Annotated in this window: 20 protein-coding genes; 11 read left to right on the plus strand and 9 right to left on the minus strand. The window is 39.2% G+C overall.

The annotated features are described in order from the left end of the window. Positions 1-60 precede the first annotated feature (60 nt). Genes gatB through gatC form a run of 3 tightly spaced genes read right to left on the minus strand, consistent with a single transcriptional unit; the run spans position 61 to position 3,376 of the window. On the minus strand, positions 61-1,530 hold the full coding sequence (gatB, locus tag MJX77_RS09155; protein WP_252061249.1) for an Asp-tRNA(Asn)/Glu-tRNA(Gln) amidotransferase subunit GatB: 1,470 nt from the start codon (positions 1,528-1,530) through the stop codon (positions 61-63). Further along, positions 1,530-3,008 carry an Asp-tRNA(Asn)/Glu-tRNA(Gln) amidotransferase subunit GatA gene (gene gatA / locus MJX77_RS09160; protein ID WP_252061250.1) on the minus strand — a complete coding sequence of 493 codons (1,479 nt, stop codon included), beginning with the start codon at positions 3,006-3,008 and terminating at the stop codon, positions 1,530-1,532. Before gatA ends, gatB begins: the two co-directional genes overlap by 1 nt. Before the next feature lie 53 nt (positions 3,009-3,061). Next, the gene (gene gatC, locus MJX77_RS09165; protein ID WP_000107699.1) at positions 3,062-3,376 is read right to left on the minus strand and encodes an Asp-tRNA(Asn)/Glu-tRNA(Gln) amidotransferase subunit GatC; all 315 of its coding nucleotides are present in this window, start codon (positions 3,374-3,376) and stop codon (positions 3,062-3,064) included. 133 nt (positions 3,377-3,509) lie between these two features. On the opposite strand from gatC, the gene MJX77_RS09170 reads away from it, so the two are divergent. The 6 genes from MJX77_RS09170 (at position 3,510) to MJX77_RS09195 (ending at position 8,325) form a co-directional block, all read left to right on the plus strand. Further along, positions 3,510-4,550, plus strand: a complete 1,041-nt coding sequence (locus MJX77_RS09170) for a rod shape-determining protein (protein ID WP_004789315.1) — start codon at positions 3,510-3,512, stop codon at positions 4,548-4,550. A 16-nt stretch (positions 4,551-4,566) separates the two neighbouring features. After that, positions 4,567-5,424 (plus strand): rod shape-determining protein MreC, encoded by an 858-nt coding sequence (gene mreC, locus MJX77_RS09175; protein ID WP_252061251.1) that lies wholly within the window; start codon positions 4,567-4,569, stop codon positions 5,422-5,424. After that, positions 5,411-5,902: a rod shape-determining protein MreD gene (mreD, locus tag MJX77_RS09180; protein WP_004789317.1), complete on the plus strand. Its 492-nt coding sequence runs from the start codon at positions 5,411-5,413 to the stop codon at positions 5,900-5,902. Before mreC ends, mreD begins: the two co-directional genes overlap by 14 nt. After that, positions 5,890-6,450 carry a Maf-like protein gene (locus tag MJX77_RS09185; RefSeq protein WP_252061252.1) on the plus strand — a complete coding sequence of 187 codons (561 nt, stop codon included), beginning with the start codon at positions 5,890-5,892 and terminating at the stop codon, positions 6,448-6,450. The genes mreD and MJX77_RS09185 overlap by 13 nt, the downstream gene beginning before the upstream one ends. Before the next feature lie 107 nt (positions 6,451-6,557). Beyond that, the gene (rng, locus tag MJX77_RS09190; RefSeq protein ID WP_004789319.1) at positions 6,558-8,012 is read left to right on the plus strand and encodes a ribonuclease G; all 1,455 of its coding nucleotides are present in this window, start codon (positions 6,558-6,560) and stop codon (positions 8,010-8,012) included. A gap of 139 nt (positions 8,013-8,151) precedes the next feature. Further along, on the plus strand, positions 8,152-8,325 hold the full coding sequence (locus MJX77_RS09195; RefSeq protein ID WP_002116397.1) for a PA1571 family protein: 174 nt from the start codon (positions 8,152-8,154) through the stop codon (positions 8,323-8,325). A gap of 27 nt (positions 8,326-8,352) precedes the next feature. On the opposite strand, the gene MJX77_RS09200 is transcribed toward MJX77_RS09195, so the two are convergent. Together MJX77_RS09200 and MJX77_RS09205 are read right to left on the minus strand one after the other, a co-directional pair. After that, the gene (locus MJX77_RS09200; RefSeq protein WP_252061253.1) at positions 8,353-9,738 is read right to left on the minus strand and encodes a WS/DGAT/MGAT family O-acyltransferase; all 1,386 of its coding nucleotides are present in this window, start codon (positions 9,736-9,738) and stop codon (positions 8,353-8,355) included. A 171-nt stretch (positions 9,739-9,909) separates the two neighbouring features. Further along, positions 9,910-10,644, minus strand: a complete 735-nt coding sequence (locus MJX77_RS09205) for a phosphoadenylyl-sulfate reductase (protein ID WP_252061254.1) — start codon at positions 10,642-10,644, stop codon at positions 9,910-9,912. Positions 10,645-10,828: 184 nt separating this feature from the next. Between MJX77_RS09205 and thrH the strand changes: the two genes are divergently transcribed. Beyond that, positions 10,829-11,446 carry a bifunctional phosphoserine phosphatase/homoserine phosphotransferase ThrH gene (gene thrH / locus MJX77_RS09210; RefSeq protein ID WP_003655338.1) on the plus strand — a complete coding sequence of 206 codons (618 nt, stop codon included), beginning with the start codon at positions 10,829-10,831 and terminating at the stop codon, positions 11,444-11,446. 58 nt (positions 11,447-11,504) lie between these two features. Here thrH and MJX77_RS09215 read toward each other — a convergent pair whose 3' ends face one another. Next, complete coding sequence (locus MJX77_RS09215; protein WP_151827268.1) at positions 11,505-12,827, minus strand: OmpP1/FadL family transporter; 1,323 nt, start codon at positions 12,825-12,827, stop codon at positions 11,505-11,507. Between the two features lie 598 nt (positions 12,828-13,425). Continuing rightward, on the minus strand, positions 13,426-14,124 hold the full coding sequence (locus MJX77_RS09220; RefSeq protein ID WP_252061255.1) for an NAD(P)H-dependent oxidoreductase: 699 nt from the start codon (positions 14,122-14,124) through the stop codon (positions 13,426-13,428). A 158-nt stretch (positions 14,125-14,282) separates the two neighbouring features. On the opposite strand from MJX77_RS09220, the gene MJX77_RS09225 reads away from it, so the two are divergent. Further along, positions 14,283-15,308 (plus strand): AraC family transcriptional regulator, encoded by a 1,026-nt coding sequence (locus MJX77_RS09225; protein ID WP_252061256.1) that lies wholly within the window; start codon positions 14,283-14,285, stop codon positions 15,306-15,308. A gap of 42 nt (positions 15,309-15,350) precedes the next feature. Here MJX77_RS09225 and MJX77_RS09230 read toward each other — a convergent pair whose 3' ends face one another. Together MJX77_RS09230 and MJX77_RS09235 are read right to left on the minus strand one after the other, a co-directional pair. Further along, positions 15,351-16,343 (minus strand): fatty acid desaturase family protein, encoded by a 993-nt coding sequence (locus MJX77_RS09230; protein ID WP_252061257.1) that lies wholly within the window; start codon positions 16,341-16,343, stop codon positions 15,351-15,353. Between the two features lie 105 nt (positions 16,344-16,448). Beyond that, positions 16,449-17,249 (minus strand): PaaX family transcriptional regulator C-terminal domain-containing protein, encoded by an 801-nt coding sequence (locus MJX77_RS09235; protein WP_252061258.1) that lies wholly within the window; start codon positions 17,247-17,249, stop codon positions 16,449-16,451. 347 nt (positions 17,250-17,596) lie between these two features. Between MJX77_RS09235 and MJX77_RS09240 the strand changes: the two genes are divergently transcribed. From MJX77_RS09240 to MJX77_RS09250, 3 genes are all read left to right on the plus strand, one after another. Then, positions 17,597-18,415: an undecaprenyl-diphosphate phosphatase gene (locus MJX77_RS09240; RefSeq protein ID WP_252061259.1), complete on the plus strand. Its 819-nt coding sequence runs from the start codon at positions 17,597-17,599 to the stop codon at positions 18,413-18,415. A 157-nt stretch (positions 18,416-18,572) separates the two neighbouring features. Further along, positions 18,573-19,469: an AraC family transcriptional regulator gene (locus MJX77_RS09245; RefSeq protein ID WP_252061260.1), complete on the plus strand. Its 897-nt coding sequence runs from the start codon at positions 18,573-18,575 to the stop codon at positions 19,467-19,469. A 32-nt stretch (positions 19,470-19,501) separates the two neighbouring features. After that, positions 19,502-20,512: an NAD(P)H-quinone oxidoreductase gene (locus tag MJX77_RS09250; RefSeq protein WP_252061322.1), complete on the plus strand. Its 1,011-nt coding sequence runs from the start codon at positions 19,502-19,504 to the stop codon at positions 20,510-20,512. The last annotated feature ends 169 nt before the right edge of the window (positions 20,513-20,681 follow it).

A 20,681-nucleotide genomic window follows, 5' to 3' on the forward strand; every position in this document is an offset into this window, starting at 1 on the left:
TTAGACGGATATAAAAAAGCCCCGATAAATCGAGGCTTTTTCTTGAGTTGGCTAGTCAAATTAACCAATCAATTTCTTCATTAATTCATTAACTTGAGCAGGGTTAGCTTTACCTTTAGAAGCCTTCATGACTTGACCAACAAGACCGTTAAAGGCTTTTTCTTTACCAGACTTGTATTCTTCAACCATTTTCTCATTGGCTGCAAGTACTTCTTTAATGATTGCTTCAATTGCACCAGTGTCAGTTTCTTGCTTTAAGCCTTTTTCCGCAATAATGTCATCGGCAGATTTACCTTCCGATTCCCACATAAAGCCAAAGACTTGTTTTGCAATCTTACCGCTAATGGTGTTGTCAACAATACGTGCAATCATGCCGCCAAGCTGTTCAGCAGAAACAGGTGAGTCAGCCAAATCTAGGCCTGCTTTGTTTAACGCACCTGAGAATTCGCCCATTACCCAGTTTGCAGATACTTTACCTTGCTTCGCACCGCCAGCAGCAGACACAACAGCTTCAAAGAAGTCTGCCATTTCGCGTGAAAGCGTAAGTACGTGAGCATCGTACTCAGTTACAGCAAAGTCTGCGATAAAGCGTGCACGACGTGCAGCAGGTAGCTCTGGAAGTGCAGCGCGAGCAGCTTCAATTTGCTCATCTGCAATAATCACTGGTAACAAGTCTGGATCTGGGAAGTAGCGATAATCGTTCGCTTCTTCTTTAGAGCGCATTGAACGCGTTTCCATTTTGTTTGGATCGAACAAACGAGTTTCTTGGTCGATGCTTCCACCGTATTCCAAAATTTCCATTTGGCGTTCAATTTCAACATTGATCGCTTGTTCAATGAAACGGAATGAGTTGAGGTTTTTCAGCTCACAGCGCGTACCAAATGGTTGTCCCGGACGACGTAAAGACACGTTACAGTCTGCACGGAATGAACCTTCAGCCATGTTACCGTCGGAAATACCTAACCAACGCACAAGTGTGTGAATTGATTTGATATAGGCCACAGCTTCTTCAACTGAACGCATGTCTGGCTCAGAAACGATTTCAAGTAAAGGTGTGCCAGCACGGTTTAAGTCAATGCCAGACATGCCTTCAAATTGGTCATGAATTGATTTACCAGCATCTTCTTCAAGGTGAGCACGAGTTACACCAATGCGTTTTGTTGTGCCATCTTCAAGTTGAATGTCGATATGACCCAAGCCCACAATCGGGTTATCCATTTGGCTAATTTGGTAGCCTTTTGGAGAGTCTGGGTAGAAGTAGTTTTTACGTGCAAACACAGATGCTTGGTCGATGTATGCATCGATACCCAAACCAAAGCGGATGGCAAGATCAACCACTTTTTCATTCAAAACAGGGAGTACACCTGGCATTGCCAAGTCTACAAGGCTCGCTTGTGTATTTGGGTCTTGACCAAATTCAGTCGATGAACCTGAGAAAATTTTAGAATTGGTTGCAAGCTGAGTGTGAATTTCGATACCAATAACGACTTCCCAACCGTCAATCAATTTCAACTTTTGAGCTTCAGCCATTATGCATTCTCCTCAGCAATTGCCGCACGTTGAGTATGGAAATCGGTGTTTTGTTGGTATTGATGAACAATCGACAACAATTGTGATTCTGACCAGTAGTTACCAATTAATTGTAAGCCTATAGGTAAGCTGTCTTTATCAAAACCAACAGGAGCATTAATCGCTGGTAAGCCTGCTAAGTTCACTGCAAGTGTATAGATATCGCCTAAATACATTTCAGTTGGACTTAAGTTCGCACCAATTTTATAAGCAGTTGTTGGTGCAGAAGGAGCCGCAATCACATCTACATTTTCAAATGCTTTTAAGAAGTCTTGTTGAATTAAACGACGTACTTTTTGAGCTTTCACATAGTAAGCATCGTAATAACCCGCAGAGAGTGCATAGGTACCAATTAAGATACGACGTTGAACTTCTGGACCAAAGCCTTCTGAACGAGAACGTTTGTAGAGATCCATCAAGTCAGCTGGGTTTTCACAGCGGTAGCCATAGCGAACACCGTCATAACGAGACAAGTTAGAAGATGCTTCTGCTGGCGCAATCAGGTAATACGTTGGTACATAGGCTTCAGTCATGTTGAGGTCAATCTCAACAAGCGTTGCGCCCATTTCTTCAAGCTTTTTCAATGATTCTTCGACACGCGCTTTTACGTCTGCATCTAATCCTGAAACGTTAAAGTACTGTTTAGGAATACCAATACGTAAGCCTTTTACAGATGTGCCATTTAAGTTCGCAACGTAGTCATCAACTTCTTTTTTAACCGAAGTCGAGTCTTTTACATCGTGACCTGCAATTACATTCATCAGGTAAGCACAGTCTTCAGCAGAGCGTGCCATTGGACCTGCTTGGTCTAAAGATGACGCGTAAGCAATGATACCGAAGCGAGATACACGACCATAGGTTGGTTTTAAGCCTGTTAAGCCACAGAAAGAAGCAGGTTGGCGAATTGAACCACCTGTATCAGTACCTGTTGCAAATGGCGCTAAATCAGCCGCTACAGCAGCAGCAGAACCACCTGATGAACCACCAGGAACGTGGTCAAGCGCCCATGGGTTGCTAGTTGCCCCAACATATGAGCTTTCTGAAGTTGAGCCCATCGCAAACTCGTCCATGTTCACTTTACCTAAAGTGACAAGACCAGCAGCTTTTGTTTTTTCAACAACAGTTGCATCGTAAGGAGAGATGAAGTTGTCTAGAATTTTTGAACCAGCAGTTGTTTTAATGCCTTTGGTACAAAAGATATCTTTGTGTGCCAGAGGAATACCCGTTAGAGCAGTTGCATTACCTGCTTTAAAAGCAGCATCGGCAGCGTCAGCTTCGGCAAGCGCTTGCTCAGGTGTAACCGTCACATAGCTTTTTACCAGTGGGTCAATTTTAGCAATACGTTGCAAATAATGTTCAGTCAGTTCGCGAGATGAAAACTTCGCTTGGCTTAAGCCCTCAGCAAGTTCACGAATTGATAAGCGATGTAAATCAGTCATGAGTAAAATTTCTTTACATTCAAAATAGGGAAGATGGGTTAATTGAGTAAAAGTTATTCAATCACGCGAGGAACAAGATACAAACCATCTTGAGTTGCAGGTGCAACCGCTTGGTATTCATCTCGATGATTGCTTTCCGTTACCACATCAGCACGTAAAGGTTGAGGATTGTCAAAAGGACTTTTTAAAGGTTCTACGCCTTCCGTATCAATGCCTTTTAAGGTTTCCATCATGCCTAAAATTTTATTTAGACTTTGAGCATATTCAGCAGATTGCGTATCATTGAGCGACAATCGAGCAAGATTGGCGATTGCTGAAACTGTTTGTGCATTTAAATCTGCTGAATGCTGTGCATCCGATGTAGACATAACATCACCTAATCAGTATTAAAAATTTTCAAAATATCGTGCGTTATAATAAGCGATTGACTTGTTCAAATCATCACATTTAGTTTAAAGTTGCCACCTTGCATCCACATGAAAGTTTAACTGAGAACGAACCGTGATTCTAAAACGACTAATTGGCTTGTTTTCGCCGGATCTAGCCATTGATTTAGGTACAGCAAATACACTTATTTATGCACCAGGCCGCGGCATTATATTAAATGAACCAACAGTTGTGGCAATTCGTCACAGTGGTTCACAAAAAATTGTTGCTGCTGTAGGTCTAGATGCTAAGCAAATGCTGGGCCGTACGCCTGCGAATATTTCTGCAATTCGTCCAATGAAAGACGGTGTAATTGCGGATTTTGAAGTGACTGAAACCATGTTGAATCAGTTTATTGGTAAAGTTCACGAAAAACGTTTGTTCCCACCTGCACCTCGTGTAGTTGTATGTGTACCATGTAAATCAACTTTGGTCGAGCGTCGTGCGATTCGTGAAGCAGTATTTAATGCTGGTGCCCGTGATGTTCGTTTGATTGAAGAACCTATGGCTGCTGCAATTGGCGCAGGTATGCCAGTTGAACAAGCATGTGGTTCTATGGTTGTGGATGTTGGTGGTGGTACAACTGAAATTGCAATTATTTCATTGCAAGGTTGTGTCTATGCTGACTCTTTACGCATCGGTGGCGATGTTTTTGATGAGCAAATCATCAATTATGTTCGTAAAGCTCACGGTTGTGTAATTGGTGAAACTACTGCTGAAATTATTAAAAAAGAAGTAGGTATGGCTGTTTCTGATGGCACAACATTAGAAATTGAAGTACGTGGTCGTAACCTTGCAGAAGGTGTGCCTCGCGCAATTACTGTAACTTCTGACGAAATTACTCAAGCAATCTCTGATCCATTACAAAATATTGTAAGCGCAGTAAAATCTGCACTTGAGCAAACTCCTCCAGAACTTTCTTCTGATATTGCCGAGCGCGGTATTGTGTTGACAGGTGGTGGTGCATTACTTCGTAACCTCGATAAATTATTAGCTCAAGAAACTGGTTTACCAGTTGTGGTTGCTGAAGATCCTCTTACTTGCGTGACCCGTGGTGGTGGTAAAGTATTGGAATTCTTCGACAACCCGAACCATGACATGCTTTTTGTTGGTTAAGTTTAAGGATTAGGCGGTGCAACCGAATATTTTTTCAAGACAGCCGCCATCTTTCCGCTCGTTCGTTATTGCGGTCATTACATGCTTGGTTGTGCTGTTTTTTGATTGGCGCATGCCGTATGTAATTCAGCCAGCAAGGGATGTCTTGTACGCTGCATATAACCCAATTTATGCATTGGCTAGTTATCCAGTACTGTCGAGAGAATGGCTGAATCAACAAACAAAATCTGAAGCACAACTGCGTCGTGAAAATACTGCGATGCAGGCTGAGCTTTTACAAGCTCAGGTTCGTTTACAGAAGCTTTCTGAACTGTCAGCTGAAAACACCCGTTTGCGAGGTCTTCTCGATACTCCATTAATTATTGATGGACGTATGGAGATCGCCGAAGTAATTGGGACAGATGCAGACCCATTGCGTCATATCATCATTGTTAACCGTGGCTCTATGGACCATCTTAAGGTCGGTCAAACGGTTCTGGATGATAAAGGAATTATGGGACAGATCATTAATGTATATCCTCATAGCTCACGTGTAATGTTGTTATCAGATAAAGAACATTCACTTTCAGTACGTCTTGAACGCACTGGAATGCGGGCGATTGTTTCTGGTACTGGTGATTTGGGTCGTTTGAAAATGGAATATGTCCCAACGAGTGCGAATATTCAAGTTGGTGATAAAGTGTTTAGCTCAGGTTTGGGTGAACATTTCCCAGCAGGGTACGCAGTGGGTACAGTTGCCAAAATAAGACGTCATAATTCGGGCGAGTTTGCAGAAATTGATGTTACACCAGCCGCACAATTAGCAACAGGTCATCATGTAGTCGTACTTTTCTCTGATTCTTTAGCGAAGGAGCAACCATATGCCGATCGCTAAATTGAAACGAGAAAAACGAAACGATCCATTATGGGGAATTATCCTCTCTGTAATTGTCGGCTCCGTGCTCATGGTTTACCCGCTATCCTATGATATTTCAGGTTGGCGCCCATTATTCATGTTAATGATTATGCTATTTTGGGTGGTATGTCAGCCAACATGGTGTGGGGTCTGGTTTGCATTTGGAATGGGAATTTTTACGGATTTATTGCTTGATGCACCTTTAGGCCTCAATGCTTTAAGTTTTGTAATTGTGACTTTTCTTACCCGCTTTTTAATTCGCGAGCGCCGTATTTTAACCTTTGGTAATTTATGGACAATTGCAACTCTGGTCATTATTGCTCATTTAGCGTTTATGTGGGTAACACAGACCATGGGTGGAATTCATTTTTCGATTGCTAGACATTGGCAACCATTGATGACAAGTATCATCACTTGGCCAATCGTCTATTATTGTTTGGCAAAATGGCGCATATAGTTTTAGCATCTAGCTCTCCTCGTCGGAAGGAGCTATTGCAACAACTGGGTTTGGATTTTGAAATCTATAGTCCGGATATTGATGAGTCCGTTCATGAAAATGAGCTGGTTCACCATTATGTTGAACGGTTAGCTAGAGAAAAAGCACAAACTGTATTGAAGCTTTTTCCAAACGCAATCGTTATTGCTGCCGATACAAGTCTTGGGCTTGATGGCCAAATTATTGGTAAGCCAGAATCTAAAAATCATGCCTTTGAAATTTGGAAACAGTTATCTGGACGTTGGCATGATGTGTTTTCTGGATTATGTATTGCTACGCAACAAAAAATGTTAAGTCAGGTGGTGCAAACTCAAGTTGAGTTTCAGCCTCTGACTACGCAAGATATGGAAGATTATTGGACTACAGGTGAGCCTGTGGGGAAGGCCGGTGGATATGCAATTCAAGGGATTGCTTCTCAATATATTCCCCAAATTCAAGGAAGTTATAGTAATGTGGTAGGACTTCCTTTATACGAATTTGCACAGTTATTAAAAAGAGTAAAGACATAAGAGGTTGTTATCATTCTTAATTGAATAGCATTGTCGATAAACACTAGGCAAAGTTAACAGCTTCTCTGACTCTTTAATAAAAATTTTATAATGCTTTGAGTTTATGTATGTCAGAAGAATTACTTATTAATGTCACGCCTATGGAGTGTCGGGTGGCATTAATCGAAAATGGAACTGTTAATGAGCTGTATGTCGAACGTACAGTCAAACGTGGTCTAGTCGGCAATATTTACAAAGGTAAAGTCGTGCGGGTGCTTCCGGGCATGCAAGCTGCCTTCGTTGATATTGGTTTGTCTCGAACAGCCTTTTTACATATCAATGATATGGTTTGGCCTCGTTCACAGCCTACCCCAAATGTTTTTGAACTCTTACATCCTGGGCAAACGCTTACTGTCCAAGTAATGAAAGATATGTTGGGAACAAAAGGCGCGCGTCTGAGTACTGACCTTTCAATTCCTTCTCGTTATCTGGTTCTCATGCCATATGGAAATCATATTGGTGTGTCTCAGCGTATTGAGTCTGAGGAAGAGCGAGAGCGACTACGTAATATTATCGAAGGTATTCAATCTGAACATAATTTGCCGGGTAGCGTGATTGTACGTACAGCTGCTGAAGGTGTAGATGAGGCAGAAATTGCACAGGATATGTGCTATCTGAGTAAATTATGGGAATACATTCAACGAAAACAAATTGATGTTGCTGTCCCTTCCTTAATTTTTGAAGAGCTTCCATTACCTCAACGTATTATTCGAGATTTGGCTAGCGACGAAACTGCAAAGATTTATGTCGATTCGAGAGAGATTCACGCCAAGCTTCTTGAGTTTGTTGAAGAATTTGTCCCGAATATGCAGAGTCGACTCATTCATTATCCAGGCGAGCGACCACTATTTGATCTTTATAATGTCGAAGAAGATATTCAAAAAGCCTTACAAACCCGCGTAGCTTTGAAGTCAGGCGGCTATCTGATGATCGATCAGACTGAAGCCATGACAACGATTGATGTTAATACGGGTTCATATGTCGGTGGTCGTAGTCTTGAGGACACCGTTTTTAAAACCAATATGGAAGCGACTCAAGTTATCGCGCGTCAACTTAGACTGCGTAATTTGGGGGGTATTCTCATTATTGATTTTATTGACATGCAAGAGGCAATTCACCGTGAAGAGGTGATGCGTCAGTTTGAAAAAATGCTTGAGCGTGATCACGCTAAGACCAAAATTACTCAAGTGTCAGAACTTGGTTTGGTTGAAATGACGCGTAAACGAACACGTGAATCGTTAGAACATTTGCTGTGTGAGTCATGTCCAACCTGTCAAGGACGTGGTTTTGTCAAAACAGCAGAGACAGTGTGTTACGAAATATTTCGTGAGATATTACGATATACCCGTGCATTTGAGTCAACGAGTGGCTTTACTGTTGTTGCCCATCCTTCTGTGATTGACCGATTATTAACAGCAGAAGCACCAGCAGTGGCTGATTTAGAGCATTTCATCAACCGTGTTATTAAATTTCAGGTCGAAAATTTATATACGCAAGAGCAATACGATATCATTTTAAGTTAAAGTTGTAACAAGATATCGCTTAATCCTTGTTACAACTGAAATTTTACTTTCATTCATGAATTTTAAATACTACTTACATACAGTAGCCCTAGACGTTCTCCCTATTAAACGTCTTAGCAAACAATAAGAGGTATAACCCATGAATGTAAGTGAAAACTTAATTAGCAACGGTCTTAAACATGTTTTAGAAAGCACGCCAGTAAATAGCTGCTATATGTTGAATGACCAAGGTAAAGAAGTACCGATCACAACTGCAATGATTCGTTCAGTATGTCATCAGTTGCTTAACCAGTGCCGCACAATCAAAAAATAAGGGGCCAATTTAAAGCCCCTTAGTTTTCTAACTTGCTGAATGATGTTTCAGCTGCTTCTCTGCAATAATTTCTTCAAACCGTTGAATCTCATCTTCTAAGTGAGTCAAAAGGTTTTGCATTTTTGGCAAAGCATTTCGACACGCTGTTAATCCAACTTCAAGCTTATCTAAATAACTTGTCATGGTAATGTTTAGTGCTTGTCCATCCATAACAATTGAAGCAGGGTAGAGAGCATCTAATTTCGCGCCATTCCAATAAAGAGGCTCACGTGGTCCTGGTACATTGGAAATGACTAAATTGAACGCCTGGCGCTTAGGAAGCATTCCTGACATGATGTTTAATCCTGCTGGACCATAAACAACCGCACTATAGTTTAAAATTTCATTCGCAGTCATACGGCTAAAGCGTTGCTTTGAATTCTGCATGCTGCGACGAATGATTTCTAGGCGTTCTAACGGTTGGTCTTTATGAGTTCCTAAATTTGCCAGAATCATGGTAATTCGGTTACTCATGTCAGAATCATCGGTGCGTAATGAAGCTGGTACCATGGCAATAAGTGGTTTCTTAGGTAAGCTATTTTGACTAATCAAATATTCACGTAAAGCACCAGAGCATACTGCGAGTACAACATCGTTAATTGTCACGCCTAATACTTTTGAAATCTTTCTAAGGCGGCTCAATTCAAAGGATTGGGCCGCAAAGCGACGTGAAGCACTTACTCTTTGGTTCAAAATCGACACTGGCGCCTGAAAAGTAGAAACATAATCAGGATTTTTGCCCATTTCTTTAAATATAGTCTGAGATAGCTCTTGCATGACTTTAGGAGCGATATCGAGTTGAGACTTAATGCCTTCTAAAATACTCTTAATTTTACTGGTACTTGGTGTCGGTACTTTTAGTCGTTTAGTTCTTTTGCTCTCAACACACCATAAAGGAACTACATGTTTTTCTTCTGGTGTCTTTGATAGAGATTTTTCAATCAAACGCATCCCTGCAACGCCGTCGACCATTGCATGATGGATTTTAAAATACATGGCAAAACGATTGCCTTCGATTCCTTCAATAATGTCACAAGTCCAAAGAGGCTTAGCACGATCAATTAACGAACTATGTTGCTGTGAAATATAAACCAGAAGTTCACGAATACGGCCAGGATGAGGCAGAGCAATATGGCGAAAGTGATGATCGATATCGAACTCTTCATCTTCATCCCAAAATAAGCCATTTAAACGGTTATTGAAGGGTGGGATAGGAATGCTTTTTGAGCGTTTAATATCTTCAACTAAATCATGTACAAAAGTTTCAGGTGCATTTTCAGGAATTTCAAATAAAAATAATCCACCGACATGCATGGGTTGCTGTCTTTTTTCAAGTGACAGAAAAATGAAATCAATTGGGTGTAATGGACGCATAAATCATTGTGCCTCATGCATTTTTCTAAGAAGCCCTTATCTGAGCTCTTATTAGAATTATAGAACCGTAAAATTAAGTATATAGCGTTTAGAGTAGATAAAATATGACTTTGTGTACGGAACATGACATAAAAAAAACCACTGATTTAGCAGTGGTTTTTTGATAACAAATTACTTTTTCATATTACCTGCGTGTAATCCACATTCTTTTTGAGTCGCTTCTTCCCACCACCAGCGTCCTTCACGTTCATGTTGGTTCGGTAATACAGCACGTGTACATGGTTCACAGCCAATAGAAACAAAACCACGTTCGTGAAGAGGGTTATATGGAATCTCCATCATACGGATGTAGCTCCATACTTCAGCACTTGTCCAGTTCGCTAGAGGATTATATTTAATGAGTTGCTTACCTGGACCAGAGAAACCTGCATCAGCTTGTACTACTGGAATTTCTGTACGTGTACCAGGGCTTTGATCTTTACGTTGGCCAGTAATCCAGCCATCTAAAGTCGCAAGTTTCTTACGCAAAGGCTGAACTTTTCGGATACCACAACATTCTTGGTGCCCATCTGTAAAAAAGCTGAATAAACCTTTTTCGTTTACCATGTTTTGAACAGCTTCAGATTCAGGGAAACAAATTTCGATATTGATATTGTAGTGTTTACGGATAGTCTCAATAAATTGATAAGTTTCGGCATGCAGTCGACCAGTGTCGAGACTAAAAACACGGAACGGCTTACCCAAACGTGAAGCAATATCAATTAAGACAACATCTTCTGCTCCCGAAAAAGAAATTGCGATTTCACCTTGCTGGCTTAAGGCAAGCTCTAAAATTTCTCGCGGGCTTTTGGTCGCATATTCGGCTGCAAGAGCATCTACGATATCAATAGTCGGAATAACGGTCATGTGTGTTCCTGGCAAAAGGCTTGGGCGCATTGAGTTATGAAAAATATTCTAATGGATAGTGAATAAAGTGCTTAGCACTTTAATTTCGATCCTTATGAATAAAATTGATTTGATCAATAACAACGCAAAACTGAAAATCTTAGTGGTATGATACAGCAATTTTTAACCAACGTTGGAAGCATTCATGGAAATCGTATGCCTAGATCTTGAAGGGGTTTTAGTTCCTGAAATCTGGATCAATTTCGCTAAAAAAACAGGGATCAAAGAACTCGAGGCAACAACTCGTGATATTCCGGATTATGATGTTTTAATGACTCAGCGTCTTAATATTTTAAAACAACACGGATTAGGCTTAAATGACATTCAAGAAGTTATTGCCGAGATGGGGCCATTACCAGGTGCAAAAGAATTTGTTGAATGGGTGAGCACACATTTCCAACTCGTGATCTTGTCAGATACTTTCTATGAATTTGCGCATCCTTTAATGAAGCAATTAGGATGGCCAACAATTTTCTGTCATAAATTAGAGACAGATGAAGAAGGGATGATCACCGCTTATAAATTACGCCAACCAGATCAAAAACGTGAATCTGTTAAAGCGCTACATGGTTTAAATTTCCGTGTAATCGCAGCGGGTGATTCATATAACGATACAACGATGCTTGGAGAGGCTGACCACGGTTTCTTATTTGATGCACCTGCAAACGTGATTGCTGAGTTCCCGCAATTTCCAGCCATTCACGGATATGATGCATTAAAAGAAGCAATTCGTTCAGTTTCAAAGCGTAGTATTCCAGCATAAGAAATAAATAATAAAAAAGGCGCTTTAAGCGCCTTTTTTATCTAAATAGTTTTGAAACTTAAAATTTATAACCAAGTTTTAAACCATAAGCGATTGCGTTGTTGTCATCAAATGTACCTGCAGCTGAATGAGCGCCTGTAACAGCATCTGCATCACCCAACCAGAAATATTTTACGCCGCCAGCAATAAATGTTTGTGGTGTTGGGCTATATTGAACACCTAAGCCTACATTCCAGTAACCTTCTGTTGGACCCAAAGTTGTAACTGGATTACCTGCACCAGAGTCCCAACCTACAGAGACATTACCAGCCCACTTTTCCGTAAGTTTACGGCCTACACCAGCAGTAACAGACCATTGGTCATCTGAGTAATCTACTAAATTAAATCCATTAGGTTTGCCTAATTGAGGAAGTAATTGACCAGCCGCTTTTGAAACAATACCAAATTTATATGGTTGAACTGCAAAGTCTTTCCAATTCACCCAACGTACATTCGCGAATGCAACTGTATTTGCCATAATACCTGTCTGGAAATCAAGATTCACAGACTGTGGTGTTGTGATCGTAGTTTTACCATCACTTTGAAGTGAGGCAAGTTGTTTACCAATAGCAGCTTGAGTTGCAGGATCAGTAATTCCTAAAGCACCAAATAGAAGTGCTGGGTTGGCAGCAACTAAGTTTACAATAGGAATGTTCTCTTTGATATTTACATCATGATCAATTTCAGAGCGATAAGTTAAAGAAGCCTTAAGAGCAATTTCTGGAATTTGATAAGCTACACCAGCTAACCAGCCAGCTCCACCAGTTTCTTTAATGTCAGCATCATAGCCATTATATAAGCTATAAGCTGAACCTCTTAAATGAACATTACCTTTAATTGTTTGGTATACACCACCACCATAAATATTCCAGTTTACTGTCGGTTGATAACCAAAAACTAAAGCAAGATTTTGTGTGTCAACTTCTACAGATGTGCCGCCAGTAATAGTATTACCTAAGCCAGCTTGACCCAATGTTGGACTTAAAGGTGAAGGTAGTAGACGGTCATTTGGATTTGCTACAAAATTATTTTTACCACTATATTCTGAGTCAGATCCAAATGGTTGATCGTAAAGTAAACCAAAAGAGAATTTATCAGTGAGTTGTAATTTTAATGCTGCGCTAGGGAAATAGTAGTCATTTGCCATATCTCCTGTTGCATTTCCAGAAGTATCTTTACCTGATACATCTGGATCTAAAGCGGAAATACCAGCTTCAAAGTAGTTACCAGGCTGCAAAAATGCAGACATCGATTGTCCAGAGCGATCCAATGCTGCTGCAAAAACCCCAGTTGCAGGCAGCGTTGCTAAAATCATTGCAGTGCTCAGATGTTTTAATTTCATTTTAATCTTTCCTTGAACTTCAAGACATTTTTTTAAAAGTAACAGAGTTAAACCGTTTAAACTGTGTTGCCTTCAAAGCTTCTAATTACAACTTATAAAAGCTTTGATAACTCCATGTAACAAAAATAGCATAATTACAATAAGAGTAAATCTGTTATATGAACTGAGGAGTACTCACTTTTTATACAAATAGTGCCAATAATGAATGAAATATGAAGGAATATTTTCGTTGGTAAATTATTTTAATTAGTTGATATTTATATTTTTAATCTATTAGTAAAGAGGTTTGTTTTAGTGACATTTTTGTCACAAATCCAAGAAAAATGGTCAAAGATTTTTTTGTAAAAATATGAATTAATCGATTATGAAATGAGTAGTAGTTGTCATTTTTAGTTGATAAGTCTAGTTTCTCTACATCTGTATATTATTGATTAACTTTTATATTCTTAATTTTATAAAAAAGTTCACCTTAGTTTTTTTACCGTTTGATCTATTTTTTTTGCGATTTTTGCCTCTCTGTTCGGGAGTAACTATGAGAGAATAGCCAAAAATATAAAGATAGATTCGGCTATTTAATTTTTAGAGCTCAAACACAGCATTAGAGTGGATATAGTTTTTCATCAAATTGCTCAAGCTTAGGAAATTTTAGTGGTTCAAGCTTGTCTAGATGAGTGAGGTAGGTTACGTAGTCGTCGAGAAGGGTTTCTCGTGCTTGTTGGCTAATATAAGGTACGTGATAAGCAATGAATGGTGGTAAAACTTCAAAACCGGCATATGCCAAAGTACCACGTTGAATCGGTGATAAATAATTTTCAATTGGGCCGTGAATTGAGTTCTCTCCAAACATGTGTGTTCTACCACCGAGTGTTAAGCACAACATCGCTTTTTTACCTGCCATGCCGCCGTGGTTATAAAACCGCTTACCACCATAAAACAAGCCAGAGACGAACACACGATCAATCCAGCCCTTTAAAATTGCTGGAACGGATGTCCAATAAAGTGGGAAATTAAAAATAACTAAATCAGCTTTTTTTACTTTTTCAATTTCTGCTTGAATATCTGGAGCTAGAAGTTGATTTTTGCTGGCATTTCTTTGTTCGAGGGCATAGTTAAAATAATCAGGTTGGTTAAGCTCTAGAAAATCCTCTTTGGACGCAACAGGGTTAAATTGCATCGTATATAAATCTGAAATCTCTACTGTGTGCCCCAATTTTTCTAAGGTTTGTTTAGCTGTACTTTTTAGAGCAGCAGTAAAAGACTGTGGTTCTGGATGAGCATGGACAATCAGAATGTTCATAGGGGAGGACCTGTATTCTTTTCAGAAATTGTGCTGTCTCGTGCAATTCAGCAGATTTTGTTTTGAATAACTATGCATCAATTTAAAAGCATGGCATAGTTCATGAACTGACAGTTTTTACCATTTCACGCCATTTTATTTTGCTGAATGGGTTGCTCATGAATCCAGAATTACCCGGAACTTATATTAATTTAATCGTCGAGACTGTTAAGCGGTGGGGTGTCTCTGATGAGCAACTTTTAGATGGAAGTGGAATAACCTTAGACCAATTAAAAAAGCCCTACTGGTATGTTGAGTTCTACATCTTAAATGAGCTTATTGAACGTGCCATTGAGTTATGCAAAGAGCCAGCATTAGCTGGGTATTTAGCTTTAAACATGACAGCTTCATGTTATGGTTCAGTCGGAATGGCCGCCATAGTTTCTCCAAATTTAGGGGAAGCGCTGAAAATTCTTGAACAGTTCATTGGCTCACGTTGTAAGGTTTTTAAACCAGAATTAAAACAAGACGATAATGATGCATGTTGGTCAATTCATCAGCCTGTTAATCAATTTCAGTTGAGTCCAAATGCCAACATTTTTTTGTTAGTTGGTTTTGTTCAAATAGCAAAAAAATTAACAGGACTTTCTCATTTAGGAAAAGTTGAATTACAAATACCAGAACCGATAGGTTTTTCACAAATAGGTCATCAACTGGCTGTCACTTGTTTATTCAATCAAAAGTGTAATCGTTGGATATTTCCAAAAGAATATTTAGCACAGCCTGTATTAACGGCGGACCCAATGCTAGCGCCGTTGTTAAATGCACAATGCAAGCGGGATATAGATAAATTAAAATTAAAAAGTGGCTGGAAAGGGCGAGTCAAACAAGTTGCTGAAAAATTGCTTTTGAATGGGGAGATTGAGGCATTGAGAGTCGGGCAAGTTGCTCAAATCATGAATATGTCAGAGCGAACCCTGCAACGCTATTTAGCTCTTGATCACACTAGTTTTACCTTTTTAGTAGACTCACTGAAAAAAGAGCAGGCCCAGAAACTTTTAGCTCAAAATAATATGTCGATTGAAAAAGTCGCTTTAATGCTAGGTTATGCCGAGACTTCTCACTTTACCCGTGCATTTAAGCGCTGGATGGGCGTCACGCCTAAATATTTCCAAACCCAACAGAAGATGGATGTTTTAAGTTAAAAGGCCATAAATTTATGGCCTTTTATTTATCATATGAATTAATTAAGTAGATTGTTCTGGCTTAGATGAGAGTGATTCAATTACTTCAAAATAGCTAGGTGGTGCTGGAACATGGCCGCGATCTCTCAATAAATGATGCATACGTGGCAATTTGAAGTAGGGCACCGAAGCCATTAAATGGTGCTCCATGTGGTAATTAACATGAATAGGAGCCACAAAGCTTCTAGCAATCCATCCTGCACGTGTTGTACGGGTATTCGTTAAAGCGGTATTACTCGTTTGCATCCCTGCATGTTCGGCCATTGAGCGAATTCTTAAAAATAATGGAAATGGTGTTAAATAAGCTAAAGGCCATAACCAATAAAACCGTTGTTGACCAAAAGCTTTTAAAACCCCATAAAGAGCTACATTGGTTGCAATAGCTCCGCTACTGTTTTTTATAAGACTTTTAGCATAGTCAACGAAGTCTTTATTGCTTCGGTCTAGCCAGACTTGATCATTGGCAACTGTCCATTTCATTAAATCGAGATCCATTAACACTCGACCAAAGCTAAACTTTAATCCGGTCATACCCGTTAAGTCGCGTAAGAATTTACGAGCAAGAGATTTTTTACTAACAGGAAAACCAGAAACTAAAGAAAGGTCTGGGTCATCTGGAGTAGAGGTTTTTGCATGATGACGCACATGATGTACGCGATATTTTTGTAGATCATTCCAGATGGGACGGGCGCATAGCCACTCACCGACAAAGTCATTTATTTTTTTATTTTTGAACAAGCTTTTATGTGATGCATCATGCATCAAAATCGCTAGGCATAACTGGCGACCAGCCAATATTGCTAAAGCAAGCATACAAGCAAGTAATTTGCCCCAGCTCGGTAAGTAATCCCACATCATGATTAAACTGGCAAATGTTCCGCCAATAACAGCCCACGTACTTGCAACAGCCCAAGCACCATATGCATCTGAGGGTTGTGTGAGTTCCTGTATTTCTTCTCTGCTAAAGAGATCGGTCACACTCACTTGTGCATTCATTTTTATTCTCCCAAATCAGATTTTGGTATCCATATTTTATATTACCAATATAATTATAAAATTTTAAAAAGTGTAATATTTGTTTGTAAAAAAATAAATCGCCCTTTAATGGGCTAATTCATTTTCATAAAGTTTCTGCCAAAGTTTTTGTCCAATCGAATCGAGCTGCTGTACATTCTGAGCAAACTGATTGCGGGCATGTTCGTTAACAAATGGAGGGGGCAGCAGAGGATCATTCATGAGTAAGGTAATCGTTTCACGTCCTAATAACAAAGCTTGAGTAGCGGCCTCTTTTAAGGATAAATTTTTATAATTCAAAAGCCATTCTTGGATATCTTGACTATACATCTCATAATTTTCTTCAAGCTGCTTCGTATCCCATAAAGAAGGAATTAACGAAACTGTTTTTGAGTCAAATTTTTGAATAATAGAAATTTTGGCTTCATTTTCAAGGCCAGCTAAAGTGAGTTCTTCACATGTTTTTTCAAAACTATAGGCTAAATTGTCTGGGCGTATATAAATACCAGTTTCGAGCTCTCTAAAGCCAAATTGATGTAAAGCGTGTTCTCTCTTTTTTAAAGCGGTCCGATCTATACGGCCTAATGTCCCCGTAAATACTGCCAGATAATTCTGTTGCCATTCTTTGGTCTGTTTAATGCCATTTTTACGATTCAAAATGACTTTTGCCCATTCTTTTGTTGATGGCGAAAGTTGATAAATACCGCGCTCGACGCTTTCTATCATGCCTTCATTTAATAGCCGAGTCGTAGCAACACGAATACCGTTGTCACTCATATTAAAAAGTTTAGCGGCGATCAATATTTGTTTAATGGTGAGCTGAGGATAAGCGGAGGAAAGAAATAAATCGATAATAAGATGACGTGCATTAATTTTGGTATTTTTCATTCAGATAGAATTTTTGATATGAGTTGCATGTAATAAAAATAATATCATGTTTTTGTAATGTCTTTTTAAGATCATTTTTAGGGTCAATAAGCGTAAAAATCTTAGCTATAGAATGAGAAATTTTGTAGTTCTTAAGCAAGTTCATCTTTTTACGATAGTTAACCTAAGATTGTCATGATGATGTGATACATTATTCCCCTTTAAATAAACCGCCTTTTGCTAAGGGCAATAACCACAAATGCTAGAAATGATCTGATATTGGGCATGAACTAGGCCAAAATTATGGTTTGTACATGATATAAAACAAATTTTTAGACTTTTCTGGTGATTAACTTTTTGAGCAAGTGATGGAAAATTTTGAAGTTATAAAAGCACTGTTTTTAGGCTTTGTCGAAGGCTTAACTGAATTTTTACCAATCTCGAGTACAGGCCATTTAATTTTATTTGGTCATATTATCGATTTCCATTCAGACGGCGGTCGTGTATTTGAGGTCGTAATCCAGTTAGGTGCTATTTTGGCAGTGTGCTGGTTATACCGACAAAAAATTGTTAACTTGATTAAAGGCTTCTTTAGTAGTGATGTGGAATCACGTCATTTTGCTATCAGTGTGCTTATCGCTTTCTTCCCAGCAGTTATTATTGGGGTTTTGGCAGTAGACTTTATTAAAAGTGTTTTATTCAGCCCAATTGTGGTGGCGATTGCCTTAATTGTCGGGGCGCTTATTATTTTCTGGGTTGAATCTAGACAATTTGAACATAAGACACTCGATGCAACCAAAATTACTTTTAAACAAGCACTTTTAGTCGGACTTGCTCAATGTGTTGCCATGATTCCGGGAACTTCACGTTCAGGTGCAACAATTGTAGGCGGAATGTTTGCGGGCTTGTCACGTAAAGCAGCTACAGAATTCTCTTTCTTCCTTGCTATGCCAACCATGTTAGGTGCTGCAACTTTTGACTTGGTTAAAAATGCTGACGTACTGACTGCCGATAATATGATTAATATTGGGGTAGGTTTCGTTGCTGCTTTTATTGCCGCATTGTTTGTTGTAAAAGCATTGGTTCTGTTTGTAGAGCGTCATACGTTACGCGTATTTGCTTGGTATAGAATTGTACTTGGTGTAATCATTTTGATTGCAGCAATGTTCTTTAATTTATCGGCTTAAATAATCTGATGAAGTGAAAAACCTAGAACATTCTAGGTTTTTTTATGCCTAAAAATTGATTTGAATTGCCTATTTATACAAAGTAAACGTAAGACTGATGTTTTCATTTTAGGTTCATTGTTATATTGATTATTAGATTACTTCTCACAATAAAACTATGCCGCAAAATCATCTTACAGAACATTTGGTCGATGCATTTTTGCACTTGGCTCCAGCAGAAGGTCTCTATCCTACTTTTATCTCTAACATCACTTTGATGCGTGTAGATCATTCCACACCACCTGTTGCCGTGCTGCAAGAACCCTCAATTGTTTTAGTGATACAAGGATTAAAACGAGGGTATATTGGTAAAGAAATCTTTCAATTTCAACAAGGGCAGTGCTTATTCATCTCAATTGCAATACCGTTTGATTGCGATACTGTTGTTGAAAATAATGAACCCATGTTGGCGATTGCAATAAAATTTGAACCACAAATGATGGCTGATCTCATTACTAAAATGGATAAACAGCAACAAGTGATTACTGAAGATGCTCACTCGGAAGATTTAAAATTAAGCTGTGGGCTTAGAGTGATCGACATGAATGCCACCATTTTAGAGGTTGCTTTCAGATTGCTCAATTTACTTCGTTCTAAACAAGATACTTTTATATTGGGTGAGCAAGTCAAAAGAGAATTGGTTTATCGTGTGGTGCAGGCCTCAGGTGGCAATCTAATCGAGAGTTTATCGGCTATAGCAAGTCGAAATGGCGTGATTTACACCATTTGTGAAATTATTCAGCGTGATTATTATCATAACTTAACGGTTCAAGAGTTGGCGAAACAAGCGGGCATGAGCATCTCGCTTTTTCATCAAACTTTTAAAAAGGTGACGAATTATTCGCCATTACAGTACATCAAAATTACTCGACTACATAAGGCACGTGAGTTAATCATGAACAACAAAATGGGTGTAGCAGAAGCAGCCTATGAAGTGGGTTATGTCAGTGCTTCACAATTTAGCCGAGAATTTAAGCGACTGTTTGGCGTTCCACCCAAGTCCTCAATTATTTAACGTAGATTAGTATTTTGAAATATAAATCAAATATGGAGCATTTTATGACCCTTCCAACAACCATGAAAATTATTGAAATTACGGCTCCGGGTGGACCTGAGGTTCTAAAAGTTCAAGATGCTAATATTCCGGCAACTCAAGCAGATGAAGTCTTAATTGAGGTAAAGGCTGCTGGAATTAACCGTCCTGACGTTTTGCAGCGTATGGGTTTATATCCTATGCCCAAAGGTGTTACTCAAATACCGGGACTTGAAGTCGCGGGTGTCGTGGTTGCTGTAGGTGAACAAGTCGATCGATTCAAGGTTGGAGATAGAGTTTGTGCTTTAACAAATGGCGGTGGTTATGCTGAGTACTGTGCGGTAACAGCAACTCAAGTATTGCCAATACCTGAAAATTTATCATTTACTCAAGCCGCTGCGATTCCGGAAACATTTTTTACGGTTTGGGCAAATCTTTTTGATATTGGCCGTTTAAAGAAAGATGAAACCGCACTGATTCATGGTGGGGCAAGTGGTATTGGAACCACAGCTTTAGCCATTTGCCACGCTTTGGGGATTAAAACTTTTGCTACGGTTGGTAGTGAAGATAAAGTTGAAGCACTCTCTAGTTTCACCACAGCAATTAACTATAGAACCCAAGATTTTGAGCAAGAAGTTTTGAAACATACTCAAGATCAAGGTGTTGATGTTATTTTGGACATTGTGGGTGGTTCTTATTTCACGAAAAATTTAAATCTATTAAAACGTGATGGCCGACTTGTCATTATTGGTTTTATGGGGGGTCGAATCGCAAAAGAATTTGACTTACAAAAACTGATTTTAAAACGTGCCACAATTACGGGTTCAACGATGCGAGCACGTAATAGCCAAGAAAAAGCAGAGATTGCACAATCTTTGCATGAGCATGTATGGCCATTATTGGCTCAAGGTAAATGTTTACCTCAAATCTATAAAACGTATGCTTTTTCAGATGTACAAAGTGCTCACGCATGTATGGAACAAGGTGATCATATTGGAAAGATCGTTTTAGAAATGAATGCGTAACGCTGTACTCATTAAAGTTTGGGCGAACGGCAGGTTCGCCTAAACTGAATTTTATAATTCTAGATTCTGCCTATTTCTCTATAAAAATTGCCAAATTCTATTGGCAGATTGCACCAGTTCCATAACTTCACCTATAAATTAAGTAAGAAATAAAAATGGGTTCTTACCT

It is taken from the genome of Acinetobacter sp. AHP123 (assembly GCF_023757925.1).
Taxonomy (GTDB): Bacteria; Pseudomonadota; Gammaproteobacteria; order Pseudomonadales; family Moraxellaceae; genus Acinetobacter; species Acinetobacter oleivorans.